The sequence below is a fragment of the Microbulbifer maximicatervae (SeqCode) genome (genome assembly GCF_052468295.1).
Genome location: NZ_CP174340.1, coordinates 2,240,310 through 2,265,739 on the forward strand (window position 1 = coordinate 2,240,310; position 25,430 = coordinate 2,265,739).

General features: G+C 47.6%; 19 protein-coding genes. 6 read left to right on the forward strand and 13 right to left on the reverse strand.

The features are described 5' to 3' along the window. The first annotated feature begins 90 nt into the window (after positions 1–90). On the forward strand, positions 91–1,476 hold the full coding sequence (locus ACJJIQ_RS10210; RefSeq protein WP_445364530.1) for an L-serine ammonia-lyase: 1,386 nt from the start codon (positions 91–93) through the stop codon (positions 1,474–1,476). Between the two features lie 374 nt (positions 1,477–1,850). Here the strand turns inward: ACJJIQ_RS10210 and ACJJIQ_RS10215 are convergent, their stop codons facing one another. After that, entirely contained in the window at positions 1,851–2,750 is a 900-nt protein-coding gene (locus tag ACJJIQ_RS10215; RefSeq protein ID WP_445364531.1) for an NAD(P)/FAD-dependent oxidoreductase, read from the reverse strand. A gap of 116 nt (positions 2,751–2,866) precedes the next feature. Between ACJJIQ_RS10215 and ACJJIQ_RS10220 the strand changes: the two genes are divergently transcribed. After that, positions 2,867–3,295 carry an Rrf2 family transcriptional regulator gene (locus tag ACJJIQ_RS10220; protein ID WP_445364532.1) on the forward strand — a complete coding sequence of 143 codons (429 nt, stop codon included), beginning with the start codon at positions 2,867–2,869 and terminating at the stop codon, positions 3,293–3,295. Positions 3,296–3,377: 82 nt separating this feature from the next. Here ACJJIQ_RS10220 and ACJJIQ_RS10225 read toward each other — a convergent pair whose 3' ends face one another. Both ACJJIQ_RS10225 and ACJJIQ_RS10230 read right to left on the reverse strand, forming a co-directional pair. Continuing rightward, positions 3,378–3,881, reverse strand: a complete 504-nt coding sequence (locus ACJJIQ_RS10225) for a GNAT family N-acetyltransferase (protein ID WP_444913316.1) — start codon at positions 3,879–3,881, stop codon at positions 3,378–3,380. Positions 3,882–4,068: 187 nt separating this feature from the next. Further along, complete coding sequence (locus ACJJIQ_RS10230) at positions 4,069–4,302, reverse strand: hypothetical protein (protein WP_445364533.1); 234 nt, start codon at positions 4,300–4,302, stop codon at positions 4,069–4,071. A gap of 274 nt (positions 4,303–4,576) precedes the next feature. On the opposite strand from ACJJIQ_RS10230, the gene ACJJIQ_RS10235 reads away from it, so the two are divergent. Beyond that, complete coding sequence (locus ACJJIQ_RS10235; protein ID WP_445364534.1) at positions 4,577–5,752, forward strand: alpha-hydroxy acid oxidase; 1,176 nt, start codon at positions 4,577–4,579, stop codon at positions 5,750–5,752. A 253-nt stretch (positions 5,753–6,005) separates the two neighbouring features. On the opposite strand, the gene asnB is transcribed toward ACJJIQ_RS10235, so the two are convergent. The 10 genes from asnB to ACJJIQ_RS10285 all read right to left on the reverse strand — a co-directional run bounded on the left by asnB (position 6,006) and on the right by ACJJIQ_RS10285 (position 20,096). Further along, entirely contained in the window at positions 6,006–8,045 is a 2,040-nt protein-coding gene (asnB, locus tag ACJJIQ_RS10240) for an asparagine synthase (glutamine-hydrolyzing) (protein ID WP_445364535.1), read from the reverse strand. 41 nt (positions 8,046–8,086) lie between these two features. After that, complete coding sequence (locus ACJJIQ_RS10245) at positions 8,087–9,127, reverse strand: aspartate/ornithine carbamoyltransferase family protein (protein ID WP_445364536.1); 1,041 nt, start codon at positions 9,125–9,127, stop codon at positions 8,087–8,089. A gap of 133 nt (positions 9,128–9,260) precedes the next feature. Continuing rightward, the gene (locus ACJJIQ_RS10250) at positions 9,261–10,721 is read right to left on the reverse strand and encodes an efflux transporter outer membrane subunit (protein WP_445364537.1); all 1,461 of its coding nucleotides are present in this window, start codon (positions 10,719–10,721) and stop codon (positions 9,261–9,263) included. A gap of 40 nt (positions 10,722–10,761) precedes the next feature. Further along, on the reverse strand, positions 10,762–11,844 hold the full coding sequence (locus ACJJIQ_RS10255; RefSeq protein ID WP_444893662.1) for an HlyD family secretion protein: 1,083 nt from the start codon (positions 11,842–11,844) through the stop codon (positions 10,762–10,764). Between the two features lie 41 nt (positions 11,845–11,885). Then, a complete protein-coding gene (locus ACJJIQ_RS10260) occupies positions 11,886–12,098 on the reverse strand; it encodes a DUF1656 domain-containing protein (RefSeq protein ID WP_353057030.1) in 213 nt (70 codons plus the stop codon). Between the two features lie 17 nt (positions 12,099–12,115). Then, entirely contained in the window at positions 12,116–14,296 is a 2,181-nt protein-coding gene (locus tag ACJJIQ_RS10265) for an FUSC family protein (RefSeq protein WP_445364538.1), read from the reverse strand. A gap of 323 nt (positions 14,297–14,619) precedes the next feature. Then, positions 14,620–15,426, reverse strand: a complete 807-nt coding sequence (locus ACJJIQ_RS10270) for a NosD domain-containing protein (RefSeq protein WP_445364539.1) — start codon at positions 15,424–15,426, stop codon at positions 14,620–14,622. A gap of 128 nt (positions 15,427–15,554) precedes the next feature. Further along, positions 15,555–16,403: a right-handed parallel beta-helix repeat-containing protein gene (locus ACJJIQ_RS10275; protein WP_445364540.1), complete on the reverse strand. Its 849-nt coding sequence runs from the start codon at positions 16,401–16,403 to the stop codon at positions 15,555–15,557. Positions 16,404–16,809: 406 nt separating this feature from the next. Beyond that, positions 16,810–18,984, reverse strand: a complete 2,175-nt coding sequence (locus ACJJIQ_RS10280) for a malate synthase G (RefSeq protein WP_444928093.1) — start codon at positions 18,982–18,984, stop codon at positions 16,810–16,812. 176 nt (positions 18,985–19,160) lie between these two features. Further along, a complete protein-coding gene (locus ACJJIQ_RS10285) occupies positions 19,161–20,096 on the reverse strand; it encodes a LysR family transcriptional regulator (RefSeq protein WP_108733532.1) in 936 nt (311 codons plus the stop codon). 114 nt (positions 20,097–20,210) lie between these two features. On the opposite strand from ACJJIQ_RS10285, the gene ACJJIQ_RS10290 reads away from it, so the two are divergent. From ACJJIQ_RS10290 to pta, 3 genes are all read left to right on the forward strand, one after another. Beyond that, entirely contained in the window at positions 20,211–21,809 is a 1,599-nt protein-coding gene (locus ACJJIQ_RS10290) for an isocitrate lyase (protein WP_282932507.1), read from the forward strand. A gap of 283 nt (positions 21,810–22,092) precedes the next feature. Next, on the forward strand, positions 22,093–23,247 hold the full coding sequence (locus ACJJIQ_RS10295; RefSeq protein ID WP_445364541.1) for an acetate kinase: 1,155 nt from the start codon (positions 22,093–22,095) through the stop codon (positions 23,245–23,247). A 2-nt stretch (positions 23,248–23,249) separates the two neighbouring features. Continuing rightward, the gene (gene pta / locus ACJJIQ_RS10300) at positions 23,250–25,424 is read left to right on the forward strand and encodes a phosphate acetyltransferase (RefSeq protein ID WP_445364542.1); all 2,175 of its coding nucleotides are present in this window, start codon (positions 23,250–23,252) and stop codon (positions 25,422–25,424) included. Positions 25,425–25,430 lie beyond the last annotated feature (6 nt).

The window sequence follows — 25,430 nt, forward strand, 5'->3', positions numbered from 1 at the left end:
GACTCATAAGGCAAAGTGCGCCCCTAAATAGTGCAACTATATCCTTTAGGGAGGGCTGCCGCAGGATGCAGCCCGGCGCAGAGAATATTTATGAGTATTAGCGTTTTTGAGCTTTTCAAAATTGGGGTTGGCCCTTCCAGCTCCCACACGGTGGGCCCTATGGTCGCTGCCCGCCAATTCGTGCAGGATTTGCAAGACCGGGACCAACTGCCCCGCACAAACCGCGTACAAGTTCATTTATACGGCTCACTGGCCCTGACCGGGGTTGGTCACGGCACCGATATGGCAGTTCTGATGGGGCTATTGGGTCAATCTCCAGACACCATTGATGTCGACTCGATTGACGAGAAAATGGCGCAAATCCAGAGCGAGCGCCGCCTGCTATTAAACGGTGACCAGGATATCGAATTTATTCGCGAGCGCGATCTGGTTTTCCATATGGAGGAATTTCTTCCCCAGCACTCCAACGGAATGACCTGCCAGGCTTACGCTGGCGAAGAGCTGCTGTTCGAGCGCAGCTACTTCTCCATCGGCGGCGGCTTTGTGCTCTCCGAAGAGGATTTCGCTCACAAAGAGGAAATCGCCACCCTTCTGCCCTATGACTTCAGCAATGCAGAACAGCTGATGAAGATCTGTGATCATCACGGTTGGACTATTGCCGAGCTGGCCATGGAAAACGAAAAAGCCTTCCGCGGCGAGCAGGAAGTCAAAGACCGTTTGTGGAATATCTGGAAAGTAATGGATGCCTCCATTGAGCGAGGCTGCCACCAGAATGGCATCTTGCCCGGCGGCCTCAATGTTCGCCGCCGTGCTGCTGAACTCTACCGGGAGTTGAGCAAACAGAGTCCGGAAGAGCGCAACCACGGCCTCGCCATTCTCGACTGGGTTAGCCTTTTTGCCCTCGCCGTCAATGAGGAAAATGCCGCGCGCGGGCGCATCGTCACCGCACCCACTAACGGTGCCGCCGGTGTGATTCCCGCCGTTATCGCCTACTATGTGGAATTTGTACACGACAGCAAAATTCACGGTGAATTGAAAGACCAGGTAGTGAAATTCCTGCTCACCGCCGGCGCTATCGGTATGCTGTTTAAAAAGAATGCCTCTATTTCTGCCGCTGAGGTGGGCTGCCAGGGAGAAATCGGCGTAGCCTGCTCCATGGCTTCCGCCGGCTTGGCCGCCGTAGAGGGCGGCACCAACCAGCAGATTGAAAACGCTGCTGAAATTGGTATGGAACACAACCTCGGCCTTACCTGCGATCCAATCGGCGGGTTGGTGCAGGTTCCCTGTATCGAGCGCAACACCATGGGTGCCGTAAAAGCCATTAACGGCGCACGCCTGGCCCTGCGCGGTGATGGCGCTCATATCGTACCGCTGGACAGCGTTATCGAGACGATGCGTCAAACCGGTATCGATATGCAGAGCAAATACAAAGAGACCTCTCTCGGCGGGCTCGCAGTAAACGCTGTGAACTGCTGATATTTTTCGGCAGGAGCACAAATCCGCTCCTGCCGCTTACTTAGGGAGCCTCTGAATAACTCCGTAATGCCTCTGCGGGTCTTGAAGGCTGCAGATGTTAGGCGCAGCTCGCCGCGAATGGCCGTAGCCCTTGGCAAGAGCTGCAACGCAGCAGCTGTGGCCTTCAAGGCCCGCCCTTCGGGGCTTGCAGAGCGATTCACACTCCGCGTTGCGACTTCTTGAAAGGTCTAGACATTCCTGCGAAGCCGCGCCTTGATTGTGAACCGCTCTGCATGCCAGAGGTATCATGGAGTTATTCAGAGGCTCCTTAGCCCGGAAGATACCAAATTCTTTTTGTGGCATATCTCCAACGAACCCCCACCGGTCTTTAACAATCACTGGTTAAATATCAACGAGCGATGAGCTCCAACACCCGCCATGGTGCCGGATGCAATCGCAAAGGTTCCGCTTTGCATCGGGTTGGATAAATCCCCAGCAGCAAAAACTCCCTTTACAGAAGTTTCCTTAAAGCCATCCACCTTCACAATCTGCCCGGTAAAAGACTCCTCCAGCTCCAACCCCAATTGATCGATAAACGGAGAGGTCAACTCCGCTTTGGGGCTCACGTAGAGACCCTCCAGTGGCAACTTGCGGCCATCCGCTAAAACAACTTCACGTAAACTATCCCCCTCTCCCTCCAACTGCGTAATCGGGGCTTCTTCCAGCATTACTCCCCGAGCCAGCAGATGATCGAGCACTTCCCCCTGCGGATTGAACTGGCCCTGGGTAAATAAGGTAGTTGCGCCCCAATCGGGAATCATCGCCGCCTGGTGGAAAGACAGCTCGCTGGTAGCCAGCACACCTAAAGGGCGATCACTCAGCTCATAACCATGGCAATAAGGACAGTGAATCACACTCCTACCCCAGCGCTCTTTCACGCCAGGGATATCCGGTAGCTGATCCGTAATGCCGGTTGCAAGAATTAGCCTCTTTGCTTTAAAAGTGGCATCTCCCAGTGCAGCAACAACAAACCCCTCTTCATGAACATCCACAGTATCCGCAGTGCCTTCAACCACCTGGAAACTCGAGTAAGCCTGTAGCTGGGAAAGCGCCGTGCTACGAATTTCCTCGGGCGTCTTACCATCGAGGCAAAACACTCCATGGGACGCTTTTGCAAAGCGGTTTCTAGGTCTTTTAGCATCCAGCACAACGACCTTGCGCCTGCCGCGAACGAGCTGCATCGCCGCAGACAGACCGGCAAAACTTCCACCGATAATCAATACATCCGTATCCATAACCACCCCTCCGACATCATGTAACTTTTATTGTTACACAAGAATTCAAAGCTGCACAACACACGTAACAGCAAAAGTTTCGTGATAAACTGCAGGATCGGAAATTCAGGTGAATTATGCGCAAAGACAGCCGATTATCCCGGGCACTTCATGTCCTTATCCATTTGAACATGACTGATAAGCCTGTTACCTCAGACAAGATGGCGGCTATGCTCATCACCAATCCTGTGGTGGCTCGCAGAACTATGGCGCTATTGCGGGATCAGGGGTACGTGCGCTCCAGTAAAGGGCACAATGGGGGCTGGTCACTCGCGAAGCCCTTGGATGAAATTACACTTCTGGATATCCATAAAGCGCTGGGAGACAGCTCAGTTTTTACCATTGGCCTCACAGACGAACACACTAACTGCGTCATTGAGCACGCAGTAAATGCCGCCCTAAAGGATGCAATGGATGAGGCGGAGAGTATTTTACTCGCGCGATTTGGAGAGATCACTCTGGATCAGCTCGGTGGAGAATTTACACACATAGAGACTTCGGAATAATTCGCCTCGCCCTAGGGAGCTCCAAATTTCGATTCTGAGCCTCCCTAATATCCAGGTCCATTTTGCGATTGCAAGGTGCACCCTATGCTTTAGCTTGGTACTCAGGGTGTATTCTCGCCATCAGCAAAACGTCTATATAACGACCCGCCTTAAACCTGCCAAGTCGCTTGGTTCCCTCCACCTGAAAACCCGAGCCCTCATAAAGTGCTATTGCAGTACCATTATCAACATGAACTTCCAGCTCCAATCGTATTAGATTGAGCCAATTATCCGCCTGATTAAGCGCCTCTTCCATTAACATCCGGCCAACTCCCCGACCGTGAAATTCAGGATGTACCGCAATTGCCAGCACAGCACTATGTCTATCCCGGATTTTATTGGTTAAGAACAGAGTGACATACCCAACGACCTTCGTATCCAACTCAGCGACCAAGGTATAATTATTCGGATCAGAAAAAAGATTAGCGACTTTGTCAGAGCTTAGGAAAAGTAGTTGAGAGGTATTTTCATTTACTGAGGCAAAACTATGAATCTCGAACAAATCCTTATTATCGGATTCTTCTAGGTGTCTGATTTTTATATTCAACGGAACTCCTTAAGGGATATCGAAAACAATAGAAAGTATTTCTATTGTTCTCTTTACTCCATATACACCAGATACTAATTTAAAACGCGAACTGATCAATCAACCCGTGTTAGCCGAGCATCATCCACTGTCATCTGCCAAATCCCATCCTCTTCATAAGGGGGATTGGAAACATGAAAATTTGCAGTCAAAATAAAAATCCAACACTGAAATCATCTCCGTTGAACTCTTTTATCGGCCCCTCTATAGAAGTTGTAACGCTCCCTTCAACCCGTTCATACAAGACCCGGCCATCAGTTGTTATGATCAAACTTATTTGGCTACCAATCCAAGTGCCAGCGTAATCTAACTTGTCTTCAGGAAGTGGTTTTGCACAACCGGCCAACATCAATAAAATAAAAACCCAAAAGGTATTACGCATTATCAACCCGCTTACTCCTTTAATATTTCGAGAATAACACCCTACCGTATCCCTGCAAAATCCCAGATAACAGGCACGTAATACAGAAGTAACTCTTCAAACTGGAATACAACTGAAGGGAACACTCACCCCACAACTAAATAGTACGTAGTAATGAATTCAATATTTGAAAGAACCGCGACAACCCATGTGTGTTGCCACTTCTGCTCAAGGCAGCACCTTCTATGTAACTAGACTAATCTAATGTCTAAGGTACTCAAAAAAAGGGGGGGGTATGACCAATTACAACAGCCTATTTAACCGTCACTTCGCAAGTTCAGAACGGCTTAAAAATCGAGCAAAGCAGAGAGTTCCAAAGTTTTCCTATGAATACTTAATAGAAGGCTGTATGGATGATATTGGCTTATGCCGCAATCGCCAGGCATTCGATTCTGTAAAATTCACCCCCCAATATATCCGCCCCAACTCTACACCGAACTTAAATTGTGAACTTTTTGGGACGCTATACAGTGCTCCATTTGGCATAGCGCCCATTGGGCTACAGGGGCTTATGTGGCCAAATGCGCCCGTAATACTTGCCAAAGCCTCATATGAGCACAAGATCCCGTTCATCCTCAGCACTGTATCTTCTGAATCACTGGAGCGAATTTCTGAAGTCTCACAGGGAACAGCCTGGTACCAACTATACAACCCAACAGACCCAGCTATTCTTTCTGACCTATTATCCCGACTAATCTCTGCCCAATATCAACATTTAGTCATTACCATTGATGTTCCTACTTTTGGCTTGCGCCCCAGAGACTTCCACAACGGATTGGCAATGCCACCGAAATTGAATGTAAAAAATATCTGGCAAGCGATACTCAGGCCAAATTGGAGCCTATCCACATTGCGATACGGTCTCCCTAAATTTAAAAATCTAGAGCCTTACATTGATACCGATAACAAAAAACTTGAACTAACCGAGTTTATGAACACCACAACTATGGGCCCACTGGATTTTGACAGTGTAAAACGTATACGAGATCTATGGCCCCATAAACTTATTATTAAAGGGATAATGAGTGAACCCGATCTTCAACAAGCGATCAAACTCGGGGCAGATGGAGTCATTTTATCCAATCACGGTGCACGGCAACTTGATTTAGGCGAAGCGACTCTCCCCTTACTGGGACGGTTTTCCAGCTATCAGGATAGGATTTCCTTGGCTATCGATAGTGGAATCAGATCCGGTGTGGATATCGCAAGTGCTTGTGGCCTAGGGGCAAACTTTTGCTTTCTGGGAAGATTTTTTATGTATAGCGTCTGTGCCCTTGGCACTGAAGGAGCTAATCATGCAATTTACCTACTTAAAGCTCAAATGATTCAGGTCATGCAACAAGTTGGGGCTAATACGCTTAAAGATCTTTGTGGAAAGGTAGAACTCTCTATAACTCCAAGACCTCTATGATGGTGCATAACACTATTTGTCCTAACGTTATCTTTAGGCTAAAAAATTAGAGTTGAGCTATCCCATGCTAACCTGCATGTAGAACAATAAAAGTTACAGCGAGCTAAAACAGAATTTCTAGCAACTTTACATATTAAGTAGGCTGACCGTAAACCAACCTGAGTAGGTGCCATAGGATTACTTATCCACTTCTTACATAAGAAGATAATTAAACATTATAGGCACTTAAAAATATCTCACTTCCTATTGTTTTCTAACTTTTACGATACTCAACCATACGATCTAAACTCCAACCAAGATGAGAAGATTTTTCTTGCGCCAACAATGGCAGATCAGCTTCAATAAAACGCTTATATAATATTTGCACTCCCAAGATATGATTGAGCACCGCATCCAATTGAACTTTTTTTGATCGATGCAAGGTCGGTAACTTATACTCTTGAATTAAAGTATCTATTTCCGAATATCGCAGCAATCCAGCTAAATTAACCTCCTTTGGGCTGAGAAATTTCTCAATAACTCGTTGCACCCAAGTCCAAGCTCCGGTAGCTGTCTCTACCGGAGGAGCCATGAATGCAAATTTTTGCTTTTTATATAGAACATCCGGAAGAACTCCCTTCATCGCTTCGCGAAGAACATACTTTTCTGTAGTTCCGCTAATCCGGACCGATGGTGGGATTTGTATAGCAAACGCTGCCAGGTGATGATCGAGAAAGGCCGGACGGGTTTCAATGGAGTGCGCCATATCTACTCGATCACTTACCCAGCCCAATATCTGGGTCTCAAACATAGTTTTAATCCAAACATACTGAGCAACATCCAGCGGATGTCTATCTTCGAGTTGTGATAAATCTAGCGTATCAACAATTGCCTTCCCGGCATCATAACCAGATATTTCTTTACGCCACTCTTTGTTAAGCAATTTTTCTGCTTGATGATGACAGCTTAACCAAGATTGCAAGCATGTAGGGGTGAATCCTAAAGTCCGTTCCATCCCCTCTGATCGATAACTATCAATTGGCAGCATAGCTCCCTTAAATAAGCTATTGCTTCTTTCTAGATGTTGCTGCCAGGTTCTTCGTTTATTCAACTCAGCTTCAGATGTGCCATACAAGTAAAAATCTTTTTTAAATGCAGGATACCCAGAAAATAGCTCATCTGCCCCCTCCCCAGTAATTGCAACCTTGTAGCCATTAGACTTAACAGCTTTACTGAGCAAAAATTTAGCTACTGATAATGTATTGTAAAATGTCCTTTCGGTATGCCAGATGGTTTCTGAATAATTTTCATATATTTCTTCATCAGTTACTTTTACTATGAATTGGCTGACACCAATCTCACTCGCGGCTTCCTTTGCGATATGAGACTCATCGTAATCCGGATTTTCAAACGCTATCGTAAAGGCGGTGAGATCCTGCTGCGAAAGCGACTGCCCTACTCCAAGCAAGCTACCCGAATCAACACCACCTGAAAGATAATAGGTTACTGGGACATCAGCTTGAAGCCTCAAAGACACGGAGTCTATAATTTGTTCCCGCAAACCCTCAATATAATACTCATCAGACTTGTCACGAGCATACTCATCTGAAATCAAAAAATCGATGTCCCAATATTTATGTTGAGTAACAGCCAGTTCAGTGTTGTCTCGCTTAACTTTTGTAATGCACCCAGGTTCAACCTGGAAAACCCCTTCAAAAGCGGTTGTTCCAGGAATCGATACCTGAATAAGCTGGTGATACACTCCATGCGCTGTTAGTCTTCTTTGGACATCAGGGTGGGCAAACAAACTTTTAATTTCAGAACCAAATACTAAACCTTTTTTGATTCTTGCCCAATAAAGTGGCTTCACTCCAAACCGATCTCTAACCAAATAGAGGCAGTCCTCCATTTGATCGTAAACGGCAAATGCAAATTCTCCTCGAAGATGTTTAATAGCCCGAACAAGACCTAACTCCGCAATAAGATGCAAGATAATTTCGGAATCACTTTTACTTAAAAAATAAACTCCAGAGGCCCTCAGTCTGGCTCTTATTCGCTGATAATCATAGATTTCACCATTATGAACCAAATAGTAACGACCATCTTCTGATACATAAGGCTGAGAAGCGCGCGCATCACTCAGGTCATTGATCGATAAGCGCACATGACTCATCCCAAATCCTAGACTTGGAGGGTTTGTAAAACCTACACCATCCGGGCCACGGTGGAACTGAATAGCAGCCATATTTAGAAGGAGTTGGCCATCCACAGGCATTGTACGCGCACTATGAAGAATCCCAGCTATTCCGCACATAGACGATACCTTTTATTGGGGTCATTTCGAAACTGGAGAGGCTAGGCAATATCTACGATCTCACTAGGGCGGCCACAAATAGCCATTGCCAAGGCCATTCTGACGTACACACCACCTTTTGCCTGTATAAAATACCAATTATGGGGCGTATCATCCAGATTACTATCAAGCTCCCCCATTCGGGGTAAAGGATGCAGCACAATAGCTTGTTTTTTCAAAGGAGAATTATTATCTATAAAATATCCAGACCCAAAATCTCTATGCCCCGCTGTTTTTAGGGATATAGCATTCATATAGACCACATCGAGTCGGGGAAGAATATCTCCAATCTTATCCGTTAAACTTATTTTTAAACCTTTTTCCTGAAGCATTGATAATTGCGCTTGCCGAAACGGTTCTTGTTCCTCCTCATCACAAAGCACAAAAACCTCTGAGAAAAACTCAGGAAAACAGCTCATGAGTATCAAGAGGCTTCTCGCCGCTCGCATTCGAGCTGGCGCTCCAATTAAGCCAATGGAGATTTTTCGACTTTTTCCTGACAGAATGGAAGGGTTCCACTTAAGAAGTGCATATAGATCGATAAGGGATTGCGTGGGGTGCTCATCTATCCCGTTACCAGCATTGATGATTGGTATACTTAAATTATTAGACATAATTTTCACTGAATCTTCAGAAGAATCCCTCAAAACTACACAATCACCATAATTACTTACCATCTCTGCAACATCTCTTAAGCTCTCTCCGACACCAATACGTGTTGTCCCTTTATCTGTAATTGAAACAGTACTCCCTCCAAGTCGCAGCCAGGCGCTTTCAAAAGATAGCCTCGTCCTGGTGCTCGACTCAAAGAATGCGCTGATTAAGATTTTATTGTTTAAATGACATGAGAATTTTCTGTTATCCAGCTCACAGCGAGCAGCAAGTCTGAGTAACTGCAATATTCCATCTCTATTAAGCTGACTGCTCGATATAAGACTTTTACCAGTTAGGGACTCTAAGTATCTACCCTGCTCCGGGATAGCCTCTACCAGAGCTTTTGCCATCAAATTTGTATCTTTGTCGAACGGAGCGCTAGTCATCATAACCAAAACCTAAATAGAATTTGACGGGACAATTATCGCTTGAATAATCTGCGTGCAGATAAAGCACTTACAATACGGTTACTTAAATTCATACATCTAGTACCACCATCAAACTAAGAATCTTCAACCAATTTTATTGAACCTTGTTCCAATACGGTGTTCTTTCTAGCATTTCCTGCTGAATGTCTTCTGGAAGAAGTTGAAATGGTGGAATTCCCTGCTGTATCTGCCATCCACCTCCGAGCGATAGATACACCTGCACCAGATTCGCTGCCACGGCACCTCGCGCTATCGCCAAAATATCCTGCTGCTGAACATCTGATATCAGCGTAGTTATCACAGTATCAAATTCCACTTGGCCATTAGTATATTGAGACAGGGAAATATCGACAGATCTCTGGGAGGCCTGAGCAGCCACCTCATAGTGAACCAATTGCCTTTGAGATTTTATGTAAGCGACAATGGCGTTCTCCACATCAGCTTGCGCTAACAGAACCACTTGCTGATAGTCTGATACTAACTGCTGAAAAATCGCATCCTGTAGCCTGACATTGCTACGGAGCCTTCCGTAGTTAAAGAGATTCCAGTCAAATTCAATGAACAGATCCCAGGCACTACTACTGCCATTGAGTTGACCGCCATTAATATCTATAGCCCCTATTTCTCCACCGATACTAAAATTTGGATAGAGTTCCGCCCTCGCAACACCTATTAACTCACCTTGAGCTGCCAGCCGTCGTTCTGCTGCACGAATATCGGGGCGTTGCCTTAAGAGATCCTGTGGCATCCCAACAGTAACGACTTTGGGAATCATAGGTATGGATGAGGGAAAAGAGACTATGTGACTCAAACTATTAGGAGGTATTCCAAGAAGAATCGCCAGGGCATTTTCAAACTGCTGCAAATTTATCTCCAGTCCCGGCACGCTGGCTTCTGTGTTGCTTAGCAATGCCTGTGCTTGCTCCGCATCCAATGCGCTGACTTCACCTGCGAGAAATTTGACTCTAGCGATCCTTAAACCTTCACGCTGCACACGAATATTCTCCCTGGCAACTTCCAGTCTGCGTTTCGTTGTGCGAATATTGATATAGGTTTGCGCCACCTGGGCAATAATAGAAACCAGCACACCATCATAGTCAGCTATGCTGGCTTCAAAATCTGCTGCGGCCGAATTAACCAGCCTTCTTAACTGCCCCCAGGTATCTAATTCCCAGGTTAAATTAAAGTTCGGGTAATATTCAGTCTGCAGATTGCCAGTGATCCCCGATCGAACATACTTTGAACGATCAATAAGTCCCTCAAGCTGCTGTGTTTGGGGATACTGGTTACCTATTGCAATAGCTAGCTGTTGCTGGGCCTGGAGAGCCCTGAGAGCCGCAGAACGCAGCTCCAGGTTATTCTCAATCGCAAGTGAGACTAATTCGTCCAGCGTCACATCTGAAAATGCCCACTGCCACCACAATGGGTTAACGGCTTCCAAGGTATCCAGTTTTGAGCTGGTTTGATAGATCCACTCACTTTCGACCTCTACCGGCGGGGGATGGTAATCTGGCCCCAGCATACAACTACTGCCGAAGATGAGCAGCAATGCCAACAGACACCCCTGTAGGCTCCGTATTAACCCTTTCCTGAAACTATTGAGATTGCACCGGTTCATCTTGCTCGGTGCCCGCAGAATTGCTCATTACTAGCACTGAGCTGGTAAATCCAACACGAAGCTTCACAGATTCGGGGACTTCTGTCAGATGAATCCTGACAGGAATACGCTGTGCAAGGCGAATCCAGTCAAATGTGGGATCTACCATTGGCAACAAGTCATTACCTGCAGTTCCATCTTTGCGAGCAATACCCCAGCCAATACTTTCAACATATCCTTCCAATTCTAGATGAGGATAAGCCATCAACTTCATAAACGCTTTATCCCCCGGAGCGATCCGACGAACAAAAGTTTCTCGAAAAAAACCATCAATGCGAAAAGTGCTTATATCAACTACAGAAAGTGCAGGTTGGTTGGCGACAGCCTGATCACCGTAACGAAAATCTATATTGGTAACATAACCAGTAACCGGAGCAACAACTGTTGTGTATTCGAGATTAAGCCGCGCCTGCTCCAGCAGCGCAAAAGCCGCACGAACGCCCGGGTTATCGGCTCCAAGCGCTCCCAATTGTGCTCTAACCTGCTCCAGCTCCGCTTGGGATTGCTCCAAAGCAGCCATAGATTCCACCAAGCTGGCTTCTGCACCCGCTCGATACTCAATTGTGGATTCATACTCAGCCTGAGCCGCTTGCAATGCCCTTACTGATGTCGCTCTCTGGGGTAGCAGTTCTCTCTGCCGATCATATTCAGCTTTGGTTCTTGCAATTTCCGCATCAAGCGCGCCGATATTACTTTTTGCCAGATCAATATTTGCTATTGACTCCCTAATCCTGGCCTCATAAGCGAGAACATTCTTGTTTTGCGCTCGGTATGTATCGAGAGCTTCCTCGTACTCTGCCTTGGCCTCTTCCAAGGCTGCTTCATATATTCTCGGATCAATCTGAAACAGTAGTTCCCCTGCTTTAATAAACTGATTATTCTTGATAGGCAACTCAACTACCTGTCCAGTTACCCTGGGAGTCACTTGAATAATGTCCGCCTGCACTTTTCCATCCCTGGTCCAGGGATTATTGAGATATCTCCAGAACTGGATAATAAGTAACAGCAGTGCTACAAGCACTATTGTTCCAGTAAAAATATATTTTCTATACCTAGCCACTACTATATTCCCAAGAATATCCTTCCTATAAAAATTGAATAAATTACACTGAGGGAGATAATAACAACCGGTGGATTGGCAAAATATCGGGATAAACGATACCGATCCAAAAGCCTAGCGGTTAACAAGGCTGCAACAACACCAAACAAAGCTATCACCAATATTGGTGATAGATAGAAACTGCCTATTGATATATCGTGCGGTACTCTTTCCATTTAAAACCCTACAGACATTAAAGACACCTTTCCTCACAGAAAGCCTTCCAATCCACAGTTTCTGAAACGCGACGAAACTCTACCAGATAGTTATTGATGCAGTGGATAACACCCAAGAAATAAAGAAAGTTTGTTACACCCTCTCTGGATTTTTCACTACATTCCCTTAGCTCCATCAACTCACCGACATCAATATTTGCCCTTTCAAATATCCTCCTATAACCTCTTCGCAGGGATTCAATATCAACCTTTTGGTTGCCACCAGAAAAATAGATAAGTATTTTGCTTGCAAGCCGCCTCCACATAAATGCCTCGCGAAGTAATCTTTTAGGAGCCACAAAATTTATTTTCTTCTTATCTATCTTATATAACAGCTTAACCTGATTGGATATCAACATAGCCAAACCTATAAGGCTTTGCATCTGGCTTCTGGTCATACCCCGCATTTTTTTATCAGAAATGCCCTCCACCCAATAGAACACTCTCTTCCTTGAGATCATAATAATATTCAGGTGGTACAATATATATAACCTGAAAAACAATGATTCTCTCTTTTTTTTCGGAATATCACCCTCCACCACCAGCCATGCGGCACTATTGAGAATCCTATCAATACTTCTCTTCAGGTTTATTTCTGGGTGAGCAGTGAAGGGGATATTTCTTGAAACGGCCAAAATACAAAAAATTATCGCCAACACAAATAGATAATTTGTGTAAACTACAAAACTATACTCTTGAGAGTTGTTAAAATTAAAAATAATCTGGGGAAAGATAAGAACCAGGGTTCGAATCATCGACTGGGGTCCAAAGACCTTATTCGAAGAAAAGCTTACTACAAACGTCCATACAAAAATCACGACAGCCAATGAATAAAATCCGTGCAATTTCGGCATTAGAAAGAAATATATAGGTGCCGATAATATGCACACTAAAATCGTGAAAACACAGGTTTCAAACAATTGAATTTTAGGGGTCATTGAGGCGAGAATACCTATTACTGTTATCAGTAATATAACCAGCAATCCACCAATCATGTCAGGGATAAAAAGATATGCCAGATAAGCGATCCACATTCCCATCTGAACACGGACAATATTAGTCAACCTGTCCGGGTCGGGCATCAAAGCTCCAAGCCAGCCTATGCCATCGCTACTTACCTGTCTCGAATAGGAGTCACCCCGTGTTTGTATATCATTTACTGAATCAATTAGAGATCGGGTTTCAACCTCCAAGTCATTTAAGGATTTTCTAGTAACGGCTAAAGCAGCGGTTTCAAAGGTTGACAACCTCTTTACTTCTTCAATATTTCCTCGAACCACTCTCCCATTGGCACTATCTACAGGCCTTTCCCCTGAAAGGGCGCTTTCCACTTGCGCGAGACGTCCCTCAATGTCGGGCATGTATTCGTCGACACCAATAAGGTATTTCGATATACCCAGATCACCAGAGAGGGCTAAGCTTTCTTCCAACTTCAAGAGGGATTGCGTGACGGCTGTCGCAGATTGACCAAAGTGACCCCACTGCTTTCGACATTCCCACACCTCATAACTATCTGAACTCGCATCGCCAATAGCTGTTTGTAGGCGCGTATCAAGCTCTAAAAGAGCAACACGTTTTTTACGCCTAATCTTTATTTTCTCGCCACTTCTAACCCGGGAAAAACAATTATCCGCAAACCGACGATGTTCTCTCAATAAATCCAGAGATGCTCTTCTTAACTCACCACGACTACAGTTAGGCCAGATCAAAACGGCTACCAATCCGTAGACAATTATTCCGAGCAAGGACTCCTGAATACGTAAAACCCCAGCCTTGTAGGAGATAGAGAAGTCGCCACCAGTCACATCCCACAACAAAAAGATGACATAACCACTTGTAAGCCAAAAATACTGATAGTTTGATCTCTGCAAAAAATAAACGCAGATAGATACCCAGATAGATAGGGCGATCATAAACAACCAGCGATCCTGTGGAAATAATGCGACGATTAACCAGCCAGCCAGCAAGGCAAATAGCGTCCCTAAAATCCACAAAATGGCTCGATTAAGAGACTGCCCCAGATTCGCCTGACTGCAGACAATAACAGCAAATCCACCCCAAAAAGGCTTCTCCCAATTCAGGCCCAAGGCAATGGCATAAACGATCACTAAAGCTGTTGCTAGCTTAATCGACTCTTTAACATTACGAGACAACTGCAAAGCTTTCTCCGACCATTTCTACATACTATTAATTCGTCATTTTGATCTATGACACAGCAATATATATTCACCCCGAATATATACCGGATAACCAAAAGGAAGTATGGCATACCAAGAGCTAAAGAAATTCGCTATCGGCGAGCTTATCTAAACCAACCCCAGATCTAAGAATCAATCCAAATAATAATAAATATAAAAGCTGACAAACAATAAAAATAAACGCCTACCCCCCAAACATGCAGGTACATCTTTATAGACTTTTCCTTTCTGCAAGCCTAAAGATCAAGATTATGACTAACTGAGCCACACCCCAAATACACTACTTATAAATCTTTAAGGCATGAAGGGAACGAAGTATTTGCTGTATTGCCAGACCAAATATTGGTCCCAGAACTACAATCTGAAGCCTCGTTGTCATCTAAAAGGTCATCAAAGCCACTGCCTGCTACTGTATTTCCACTAACTACATTGTCCATATTCTGAATGACATAGGGACCTCCAATCGCTATGCCCCCAATTTCATTATTCTGGACATTATTACTGGCAATAACACAAAAAGAAGCACCTACAGTCACACCATCAATTATTCTTGCTCCCAGGCTTATAGCAACAGCATTACCTTCTAAATAATTATTCCCAATATAAGAAAAGAAACCAAAGCCACCAATTCCATTTTCAAAAAAACCAGAGACACTATTTCCAATTGCAACATTAGCAACCCCTTCCAGCACAATACCCGATGCCTTAACATTAGTGGTGTTTGACAAGGTATTCTGTCGGATAAGGTTACTATCACTTTCTGCAAAAACGCCTGCGCCACTGGATTCCTCGACGGTTACACTGAATACTTTATGTAGGCCACTCCCCGCCAACTCCAATCCAGTTTCACAATTACTAACAACTCCACCCGTCACAACTCCTGAAGCTCCTAACATAAGTATCCCAACCCCATCGGTAGTGCATTCAATTGCGCCTTCACCAGACATTACAAGACTACCGTCAGGACCTTCAACCGTTATTGCTGGATCTTCGCTGCAAGAAAGCTCACCAGTAAGAGTCTGCGCGTCAGTAATAGTATCGCCACATTCAACATCTGCAATGCAGACTGAAGAAAAACATAGAGTTGACATCACCACCCCAGGAGCAAGGAGTGTTTTTGGAGAGAAGGACATTGATGGAACCTCAGCAAGTAGAATATAGCTTCACCAAAGTATCGCCTCTTTACGATCAACCCACTATAGGAATATTTTCTTAACTTCTAAAGATTTTTAAGGCAGGATGGAAATGATGTGTCAGCAGTATTGTTAGACCACACATTTAAACCATCACTACAATCTGACTCTTCATTATCATCCAAAATATCATCATTACCACTTCCAGTTACAGTATTCCCTGTCACTAAATTATCCATGTTAGGATATGTATAGGGTGCGCCTATTCCAATTCCCGTACGTAGACTGCCTACCACTGTATTACTTTCAATTACGCAATACGAAGCACCTATACTCTCTCCATCAACTACTAATGCACCCAATATAATCCCCAACTCACTATTCTCTACATAATTATTTCCAATATATGAATAGAAACCAAAGCCAGCTATTCCATATTCTAAAAATCCAGACACATTATTACCAACGGCAACATTTCTCTCACCATCTAGCTCCAAACCAGATGCTATTACGTTAGTAGTGTTCGACACCGTGCTTTGACGAATTAGATTACCGTCACTTTGTGCAAAAATTGCTGCGCTAGAGGATTCTTCAACTGTTACACCAATCACTTTATGGGAACCATCTCCATCCAACAACAACCCTAAATCACAATTAGTGACAAACCCTCCCATGACAACCCCAGACTTCCCCAGCATATGGATTCCTATACCATTAGTAGTGCACTCAATAGAACCCTCACCTTCTATCACAAGGAAACCCTCCGGCCCCTCAATAGTTAGCGCTGGATCATCACTGCAAGATAATGCGTCAGTGAGGACTTGAGAATTGGCAATAATATCTCCGCATTGGACAGCCAAACTACCGGTAGAATAAACACATGAAAACAGCATCACTAATCCAGTCGCGTAGATATCCTTTGGGTAATTAAACATGGATTGAGCCCTGGTAAGAATGTAAAAAAATATCACCTCAGTATCGCCTGTCCGTATTACCCTGCCATAGGAACATCATCTCAATCCATAGAAAATAACATGCTTGCACAGACCAATTCCCAAACACACATAAGAAGAATTATTCCTGCTTCATCACCCCCTCTAAGATGCACTGCTTATTTTGCCTTGGTCACCCAATCCAATAACGAATAACAAAGATGAAAAACTCTGCAAGTTAGAGTTCCATAATTTAACTTAAGAGCCAATAGAGAAGCTACAGGATTACCCGCAGCAAAGTGGGTTAACGCGGAACAATCAAGCTCGTGCCAATTAATTAATAATCCAATGACCCCCAAAATAAAAAAGGCCCCAAATGGGGCCTTCTCGAACTCAACTAGCTCAGCAATTATGCATTTAGAGCTTTAAACTCGCGTCTACGACGGTGCAGAACCGGCTCGGTATAACCATTCGGCTGGGCACAACCTTCGAATACCAGCTCACAAGCAGCCTGGAAGGCAACGCTCTTATCAAAGTTCGGTGCCATATCGTTATAATTGGAGTCGCCGGCATTCTGGCGGTCTACCACAGCAGCCATACGCTCCATGGTTTCACGCACTTGCTTTTCGCTAACGATACCCTGCTTGAGCCAGTTGGCGATATGCTGAGAGGAAATTCTCAGGGTTGCACGGTCTTCCATCAGGCCTACATCATTGATATCCGGCACCTTGGAGCAACCCACGCCCTGCTCTACCCAGCGTACTACATAGCCGAGAATACCTTGGGCATTGTTGTCCAACTCAAGCTGGATATCTTTAGCACTCCAGTTGGTTTCAGCCGCTACCGGAACTGTCAGAATATCTTCCAGCTTGGCATGATGGCGATGTTGAATCTCTTCCTGGCGGCGATTCACATCCACTTTGTGGTAGTGCAAGGCATGCAAGGTAGCAGCCGTGGGCGACGGTACCCACGCCGTATTGGCACCGGCCATTGGGTGGGCCAACTTAGCGTGCATCATGGCTGACATCTGGTCTGGAATTGGCCACATGCCTTTACCAATTTGCGCTCTGCCTTTCAGGCCACTGTTCAGGCCAACATCCACATTCCATTCTTCGTAGGCGTTAATCCATGTGGATTGCTTCATATCACCCTTGCGAATCATGGGGCCCGCAAGCATGGAAGTATGGATCTCGTCACCGGTGCGATCGAGGAAGCCAGTATTAATAAAGACTACACGCTCTTTCGCTTCGGCAATACAAGCTTTGAGGTTCACAGTGGTGCGACGCTCTTCGTCCATAATGCCCATTTTTACTGTGTAACGGGGCAGATCGAGCGCATCTTCGATTCGGTTAAACAGAGTATTGGCGAAAGCCACTTCCTCCGGGCCGTGCATCTTTGGTTTTACGATATAGATACTGCCTTCACGGGAATTCTTGATCGGGCTCTCACCACGGAGGTCATGCAAAGCGATCAAGCTGGTGATCATGCCGTCGAGAATCCCTTCGGGGATTTCCTGGCCATCGCCGAACAGCACTGCATCGTTGGTCATCAGGTGGCCGACGTTGCGTACAAACATCAGACTGCGCCCCGGCAAGGTAACCTGGTTGCCATTCGGGGAGGTGTATTCACGATCTGCATTGAGCTTACGCTCAAAGGACTTACCGCCTTTGCTAATGATTTCCTTCAGGTCACCCTTCATCAGACCGAGCCAGTTGCGGTAAACCACTACCTTATCTTCAGCATCGACAGCCGCTACCGAATCTTCGCAATCCATAATGGTGGTCAGCGCAGATTCCATTAGCACATCTTTCACACCGGCATCATCGGTTTTGCCGATGGGGCTCTCGCGATCCACCTGGATCTCAAAGTGCAAACCGTGCTGCTTCAGCAGGATGCTGGAGGGCTCTTCACTGTCACCCAAATAACCAATAAACTGCTTGGCATCTTTTAAGGTGGCGATGTCGCCATTGGCCTGTACCACTTCTAGCAGCGAGCCATTGATGCGGTATTGCACCGCCTCAGCATGACTGCCACAGGTAAGCGGGGCCGACTGATCGAGGAAGTTGCGTGCATATTCGATCACTTTAGCGCCGCGAACCGGGTTGTATTCCGTACCTTTTTCCGCGCCACCCTCTTCACTGATCACATCAGTACCGTAAAGTGCGTCGTAAAGGCTGCCCCAGCGCGCGTTTGCCGCATTGAGCGCGTAGCGTGCATTCATTACCGGCACAACCAGCTGAGGTCCCGCCAGGATGGCGATCTCTTCATCGACATTTTCGGTAGTTGCGCTGAATTCAGCAGGCTCGTCGGCGAGGTAGCCGATCTCTCGCAGGAAAGTTTGATAGCCTTCCAGATCGCGGAAACCTTCGGGGTTGTCCGTGTGCCAGCGATCCAGGGTCTCCTGCAGTTCATCGCGTTTTTCCAGCAAGGCGCGGTTTACCGGAGCCAGATCGTGGACAATAGATTCCAATTTGGCCCAGAAAGCTTCGGCGCTAACTCCAGTTCCTGGAATCACTTCTTCGCAAACCAGGTTATATAGTTCTGGCGCGATTTGCAGATCGCCGATTTGGACTCGTTCCGTCATACCCAGGGCCTCTCATCAGATTGTTGGAATAGCGGCATTCTAAACAGCCATTTCCACATACCGCTAATTTATAGACACAATTCCCACTATTCATAGATCGAATTTTTATGAAGAAGTGGCTGATGTGCGATTGCTCGGACAAAACCACGCAGACACATCACCTTACTGCAATATCGTTACAAAGCGCGGCCAATATCGAGAATTAAACGGCGCAACCAGCGGTGCGGGGCGCTCTGCTGTAACAGCGGGCTCCAAGCCATTTTTAACTCCAAGTTGGGAATATCCAGGGGCGGATCACGCCTCACTACTCGGGGGTTATCACTGGCCAATTGGGCCAGGCGAGTGGGCACCGTTACGATCAGATCGCTCTGTTCAGCCAGCAGCATAGCTACCTGGTAGTGACGGGTGAAAACGGAGATATCCCGCTTCTCTCCCAAACGACCTATGGCCTCATCCACCCAGCCCAAGCGCTGTACATCTTCCGGGTTAACCCCGACACCCACCCCCATACCGGTCTTGCTCACCCAGATATGCTGGGCTTCCAGATAACTCTGCAGATTGTAATCCCGGAGAATCGGGTTATCGGCGCGCATCACACAGGAGAAGCTATCGCGCCATACGGTGGCCTGGTGAAAGCTCTGCGGCATGCTGTCAAAGCGGTTGATCACCATATCCACCTTGCCCTGCTCTACATCCACAAAGCTCACATCACTGGGCGTCATGATATCCAAGCTGATACCCGGGGCGTCATCCCGCAGTTGCTTTAGCAGCGGCGGTATCAGGGTGGACTCGGCGTAGTCACTGGCCATGATGCGGAAGGTGCGGCGGGTATTAGCGGGGTCAAAATCCCGATTTGGCTGGATAACCCGATCAATGGATGAGAGTGCTTCGCGCACCATCGGCTGCAATTCCAGAGCCCTTTCCGTGGGCATCATGCCCTCGCGGGTGCGCACCAGCAACGGATCGTCAAACAGTTCCCGCAGGCGCTTCAGGCCATTGCTCATGGCCGGCTGGGACAGCCCCAGGTAATTGGCTGCACGGGTCACATTGCGTTCGCGCAGTAGCACATCGAGGTAAACCAGCAGGTTCAGGTCAGCTCTTTCCAGTTGCATACATCTATTCGCCAAATCGATAGTGAAAATAAAATCAATAAATTAGGCAAATTATGCCACTCCTCCTAAGATACTCAACACCTAATCGCAGTCACCGTTTAAGGATTTACAGTCATGTCCACTTACACTCAAGACATCGACGCGGTAGCAAAGCTCCGTGAAAGCCATGGCAGCTCCTGGGACGCCATTGATCCCGAATCTGTTGCCCGTATGCGTGCCCAGAACAAATTCAAGCACGGCCTGGATATTGCCAAGTACACCGCTGATATCATGCGCGCCGACATGGAAAACTACGACAAGGACACGTCCAAGTACACCCAGTCCCTGGGTTGCTGGCACGGTTTCATCGGTCAGCAGAAGATGATTTCTATTAAGAAGCACTTCGAAGGCAATACCGACCGCCGCTACCTGTACCTGTCCGGCTGGATGGTTGCCGCTCTGCGCAGCGAATTCGGTCCTCTGCCCGACCAGTCCATGCACGAAAAAACTTCCGTAGCTGCTCTGATCGAAGAGCTCTACACCTTCCTGCGCCAGGCTGATGCCCGCGAACTGAACGACCTGTTCCGCGAAGTGGACGCCGCTCGCGAAGCTGGCGATAAAGAAGCTGAGAAAGCTGCCCAGGACAAGATCGACAACCACAAGACTCACATTGTACCGATCATCGCCGACATCGATGCAGGTTTTGGTAACGCCGAAGCAACTTACCTGCTGGCCAAGAAAATGATCGAAGCGGGTGCTTGCTGTATCCAAATCGAAAACCAGGTTTCTGACGAGAAGCAGTGTGGTCACCAGGACGGTAAAGTAACCGTTCCTCACGAAGACTTCCTGGCCAAGATCCGCGCAGTTCGCTACGCGTTCCTGGAACTGGGCGTAGACAATGGTGTTATCGTTGCCCGTACCGACTCCCTGGGCGCTGGCCTGACCAAGCAAATCGCTGTAACCAATAAGCCGGGTGACCTGGGTGACCAGTACAACTCCTTCCTGGATTGCGAAGAAATCGATGCTTCCGAGCTGGCCAACGGCGACGTAATCATCAACCGCGAAGGCAAGCTGCTGCGTCCTAAGCGTCTGGCTTCCAACCTGTTCCAGTTCCGCAAGGGCACTGGCGAAGCGCGCTGCATCCTGGACAGCATCACCTCTTTGCAGAACGGTGCAGACCTGATCTGGATCGAAACCGAGAAGCCTCACGTTCGCCAGATCGGCGGCATGATGGACGAAATCCGCAAAGTCGTTCCCGATGCGAAGCTGGTTTACAACAACAGCCCGTCCTTCAACTGGACCCTGAACTTCCGCCAGCAGGTATTCGATGCTTGGTCCGAAGAAGGTAAAGACGTATCCGCATACGACCGCGCCAACCTGATGAGCGCCGAGTACGACGACTCTGAGCTGTCTGCAGCGGCCGACGAGAAGATCCGTACCTTCCAGGCCGACGCAGCTCGCGAAGCTGGTATCTTCCACCACCTGATCACTCTGCCGACTTACCACACTGCGGCCCTGTCTACCGACAACCTGGCCAAAGAGTACTTCGGTGAGCAAGGTATGCTGGGCTATGTGAAAGGCGTACAGCGCAAAGAGATCCGCCAGAGCATCGCCTGCGTTAAGCACCAGAACATGGCTGGTTCCGACATCGGCGACGACCACAAAGAATACTTTGCTGGTGATGCTGCCCTGAAGGCTGGTGGTAAAGACAACACCATGAACCAGTTCGGTTAATCGACCGGTACGGTTTCAGTAAATTTGAGGCGGCACTTGCCGCCTCTTTTTTTGAACCTATTGGGTTCATCTCAAAGCACCGCAAGTTTGCCTATGCTTTGATCTCTGCAATTTTTATTACTTGGGCCGCTACTGCGGCCCTTTTTTATTCCGAAACTGAACTACTCCGGTTCTTTCCCTCGCAAAGACAACTCCTCGGCTAGCCTTAAAGCACCCTCGTTGAAATTCGCGCATCATGAGCGATCAAAATTTAATTCTGATATTCAATTGCGGCAGCTCGTCAGTGAAGTTTTCCGTGCTGGACCCAGATTCGGGTGCAGAACATCTTGCTGGTATCGCGGAAGCCCTTGGCACCCCCAAAGCCAAACTGAAGTGGCACTATCAAGGAACAGAAGACTCCCATCGGCTCGCGCTGGATAGCGACCACGCGGCGGTAATTAATGAGCTGGTAACACAGTTTGACCGAGCCTGGTCAGAGTTACAGGACGGGTTAAAAGCGATAGGTCACCGAGTCGTCCATGGCGGCGAGCATTTCTCCAGCTCCGTTCTGATCAATCAGAAGGTGATGGCCTGTATCGAAGAGTGCTGTGACTTAGCCCCCTTGCATAACCCCGCTGCTCTCAAGGGGATCTACGCCGCCCTCGATGCATTCCCCCAACTCCCCCAAGTCGCCGTTTTTGATACCGCCTTTCATCAGCAAATGCCGAAGTATGCGTATCTATACGGGCTCCCCTACCCACTGTACGAAGAGCACAAGATCCGCCGCTATGGCATGCATGGCAGTAGCTATCAGTACATTGGCGAGCGGTGCGCCGAACTACTGGGAAAACAGACGGCTGAACTCAATATCATTGCTGCCCACCTCGGTGGCGGCGCCTCTATTTGCGCCATCAAACAGGGTTGCAGTGTAGATACAAGCATGGGGCTTACACCTCTTGAAGGACTGGTAATGGGGAGTCGCTGCGGCGATCTGGACCCGGGAATACTCCTCTACTTACAGCAAGCGCTGGGATATACCCAAGCCTCACTTGAGCAGCTGCTAAATAGAGAAAGCGGTATGTTGGGCATATCCACCCTGAGCAGTGATTGCCGCGCACTGGAGCAAGCTGCCGAGAAAGATCATCAGGGAGCCAAACTCGCCCTGGAAATATTCTGTTACCGCCTGGCCAAATATATTGCTGCTTACACCATCCCCTTGGGTAGCGTCGATGCTTTGGTATTCACAGGCGGTATCGGGGAGAACTCCTCCGGGGTGCGAAGCCGGACCATCGAATGGCTCAAACCCTTAGGTTACCAGCTCAACCCCGAAGCCAATCAGAAAACCAAGTCGCAAGTGGAGGGCTTAATCTCTGCGCAGGAAACTCCCAACATCCTGGTAATCCCCACTAAGGAAGACTGGATTATTGCCCGGGATACATCGCGCTTGGTGCAGTCTTAAACATGCTGCGACACAGTAACGCCAGAACCCTGATGCTGGTTCCCCTGGAAGCGGGGGCCGGCATCACCTCTGTAAGCCTGGGTTTAATTCGGGCGCTAGACCGAAAAAGTATTGAGCTTCAATTTTTTAAACCCGTCGCCGAACCCCCACCACCAGACGGCACTATAGAGCGCACCACCGAAATCTTGCGGCAAACATCCAACCTGGCCATCCCCAGCTCGCTGAGTGCCGAATATGCGGACTCGATGGTATCCACCGGAAAAATGGCGGATTTACTGGAAGAGATTCTCGCCCGCTTCAGACGAATCTCGGCGAAGGCTGAAGTTAATGTAATCGAAGGCGTGCTACCCAGCCGCGACAATCCCGTGACTAACCAGCTGAATTATCAAATTGCCAAAACCCTAGATGCGGAAGTGGTACTCGTCGCCTGTCCATCTCCCGGTGCCAGCGACTCAATCAAGCAACTTCGCGAGAGACTGGAATTTGCCGTTCGTCTTTATGGCGGCGAGGATGCGAAGCGCGTAGTGGGCTGCATCATCAATAAAGTGGGTCTGCCAGCGGAAATTATGGATACTCCCGGAGCTCATTTAATTGGACTGCATTCACAACTGGAATCTAGTAAAGAAAGCCCCCCTAGCCTGACCCCTGAGATACTTTCAAAGCAGATTCCACTGCGTATTGTCGGTTTTATTCCCTGGAATGCAGAACTGCTCTCCCCCCGTGCACTCGACCTGGCGCGGCACTTTAATGCAAAGGTACTCAATAAAGGGGAGCTGGAAACTCGCAGGTTGCATACCGTCACTTTCTGCTCCCGCTCACTGCCCAATATGTTGAGAAGATTTAAGCCTGGGGCCATGCTGGTAACTTCTGCCGATAGGCCCGATGTGGTTGTGGGCGCATGTTTAGCCGTGATGAATGGAGTCAAAATTGGATGCCTGCTATTAACCGGCGGCTACCATTTGGACAAAGCCATTTTGAAGCTGTGCACCCCGGCCATGGAAACAGGCCTACCCATTTTACTGGTGCCTTCCAATACCTGGCACACGGTGATGTCACTGCAGACTTTTAATTTGCGCACCCCATCAGATGACAGAAATCGCGTGGACCGGGTGCAGGAATTTTTCGCCAGTCGCCTGGATGAGGAGTGGGTGGAATCACTGAGCCAACAAAGTGAAATCCCCAAACGCCTTTCACCCCCGGCATTCCGCTACCACCTCACGGAACTGGCCCGGCGTCGCACTATGCGGATTGTCCTACCCGAAGGAACCGAACCCCGCACCATTCGCGCCGCCCAGCTCTGCCTGGAGAGAGAGATTGCACACCCGGTTTTACTGGGCGAAGAAAAAGATATTTTCAAAATTGCTGAGCAGCAGGGGTTAAAGCTCAATAAAAAGTTGGAAATTGTCGATCCCAAGGCAGTGAGAGCACACTACGTTGAACCCATGGTTACCCTGCGTAAAAACAAGGGGCTCACTCAAGTGGTAGCATTGGAGCAGCTACAGGATAATGTGGTTCTCGGAACTATGATGTTGGCATTGGGTGAAGTGGATGGACTGGTATCCGGCGCTATTCACACAACAGCCAATACCATTCGGCCTGCCCTGCAACTGATCAAAACTGCCCCGGATGAAGAGCTGGTTTCCTCGATATTTTTTATGCTGCTCCCTGAACAGGTACTGGTCTACGGAGATTGCGCGATCAATCCCGATCCCAATGCACAGCAACTCGCCGCTATAGCCATTCAATCAGCAGATTCCGCAGCGGCATTTGGTATAGAACCCCGAGTCGCAATGATCAGTTACTCCACCGGCACATCCGGCAGCGGCAGCGATGTCGATAAAGTCCGCGAGGCTACCCAGTTGGCCAAACAGAAGAGACCGCAGCTGATTATTGATGGCCCCCTTCAATACGACGCCGCCCTGATCCGCAATGTCGCCGCCCAAAAAGCCCCGCACAGCCCCGTAGCCGGCAGGGCCACAGTTTTTATCTTTCCCGACCTGAATACCGGCAACACGACCTACAAAGCCGTTCAACGCAGCGCTGATTTAGTGAGTATTGGGCCAATGTTGCAGGGGTTGCGCAAGCCGGTTAACGACCTATCACGGGGCGCACTCGTGGATGATATTGTGTATACCATTGCCCTCACCGCCATCCAGGCCCAGGGCAAACTTCACTAATTTTAT

Excerpts from the sequence above, each read along its gene's own strand:
- ACJJIQ_RS10210 (WP_445364530.1), top strand. The coding sequence starts at position 91 with ATGAGTATTAGCGTTTTTGAGCTTTTCAAAATTGGGGTTGGCCCTTCC.
- ACJJIQ_RS10215 (WP_445364531.1), bottom strand. The coding sequence starts at position 2,750 with ATGGATACGGATGTATTGATTATCGGTGGAAGTTTTGCCGGTCTGTCT.
- ACJJIQ_RS10220 (WP_445364532.1), top strand. The coding sequence starts at position 2,867 with ATGCGCAAAGACAGCCGATTATCCCGGGCACTTCATGTCCTTATCCAT.
- ACJJIQ_RS10230 (WP_445364533.1), bottom strand. The coding sequence starts at position 4,302 with ATGCGTAATACCTTTTGGGTTTTTATTTTATTGATGTTGGCCGGTTGT.
- ACJJIQ_RS10235 (WP_445364534.1), top strand. The coding sequence starts at position 4,577 with ATGACCAATTACAACAGCCTATTTAACCGTCACTTCGCAAGTTCAGAA.
- asnB (WP_445364535.1), bottom strand. The coding sequence starts at position 8,045 with ATGTGCGGAATAGCTGGGATTCTTCATAGTGCGCGTACAATGCCTGTG.
- ACJJIQ_RS10245 (WP_445364536.1), bottom strand. The coding sequence starts at position 9,127 with ATGATGACTAGCGCTCCGTTCGACAAAGATACAAATTTGATGGCAAAA.
- ACJJIQ_RS10260 (WP_353057030.1), bottom strand. The coding sequence starts at position 12,098 with ATGGAAAGAGTACCGCACGATATATCAATAGGCAGTTTCTATCTATCA.
- ACJJIQ_RS10270 (WP_445364539.1), bottom strand. The coding sequence starts at position 15,426 with ATGTCAACTCTATGTTTTTCTTCAGTCTGCATTGCAGATGTTGAATGT.
- ACJJIQ_RS10275 (WP_445364540.1), bottom strand. The coding sequence starts at position 16,403 with ATGTTTAATTACCCAAAGGATATCTACGCGACTGGATTAGTGATGCTG.
- ACJJIQ_RS10280 (WP_444928093.1), bottom strand. The coding sequence starts at position 18,984 with ATGACGGAACGAGTCCAAATCGGCGATCTGCAAATCGCGCCAGAACTA.
- ACJJIQ_RS10285 (WP_108733532.1), bottom strand. The coding sequence starts at position 20,096 with ATGCAACTGGAAAGAGCTGACCTGAACCTGCTGGTTTACCTCGATGTG.
- ACJJIQ_RS10290 (WP_282932507.1), top strand. The coding sequence starts at position 20,211 with ATGTCCACTTACACTCAAGACATCGACGCGGTAGCAAAGCTCCGTGAA.
- pta (WP_445364542.1), top strand. The coding sequence starts at position 23,250 with ATGCTGCGACACAGTAACGCCAGAACCCTGATGCTGGTTCCCCTGGAA.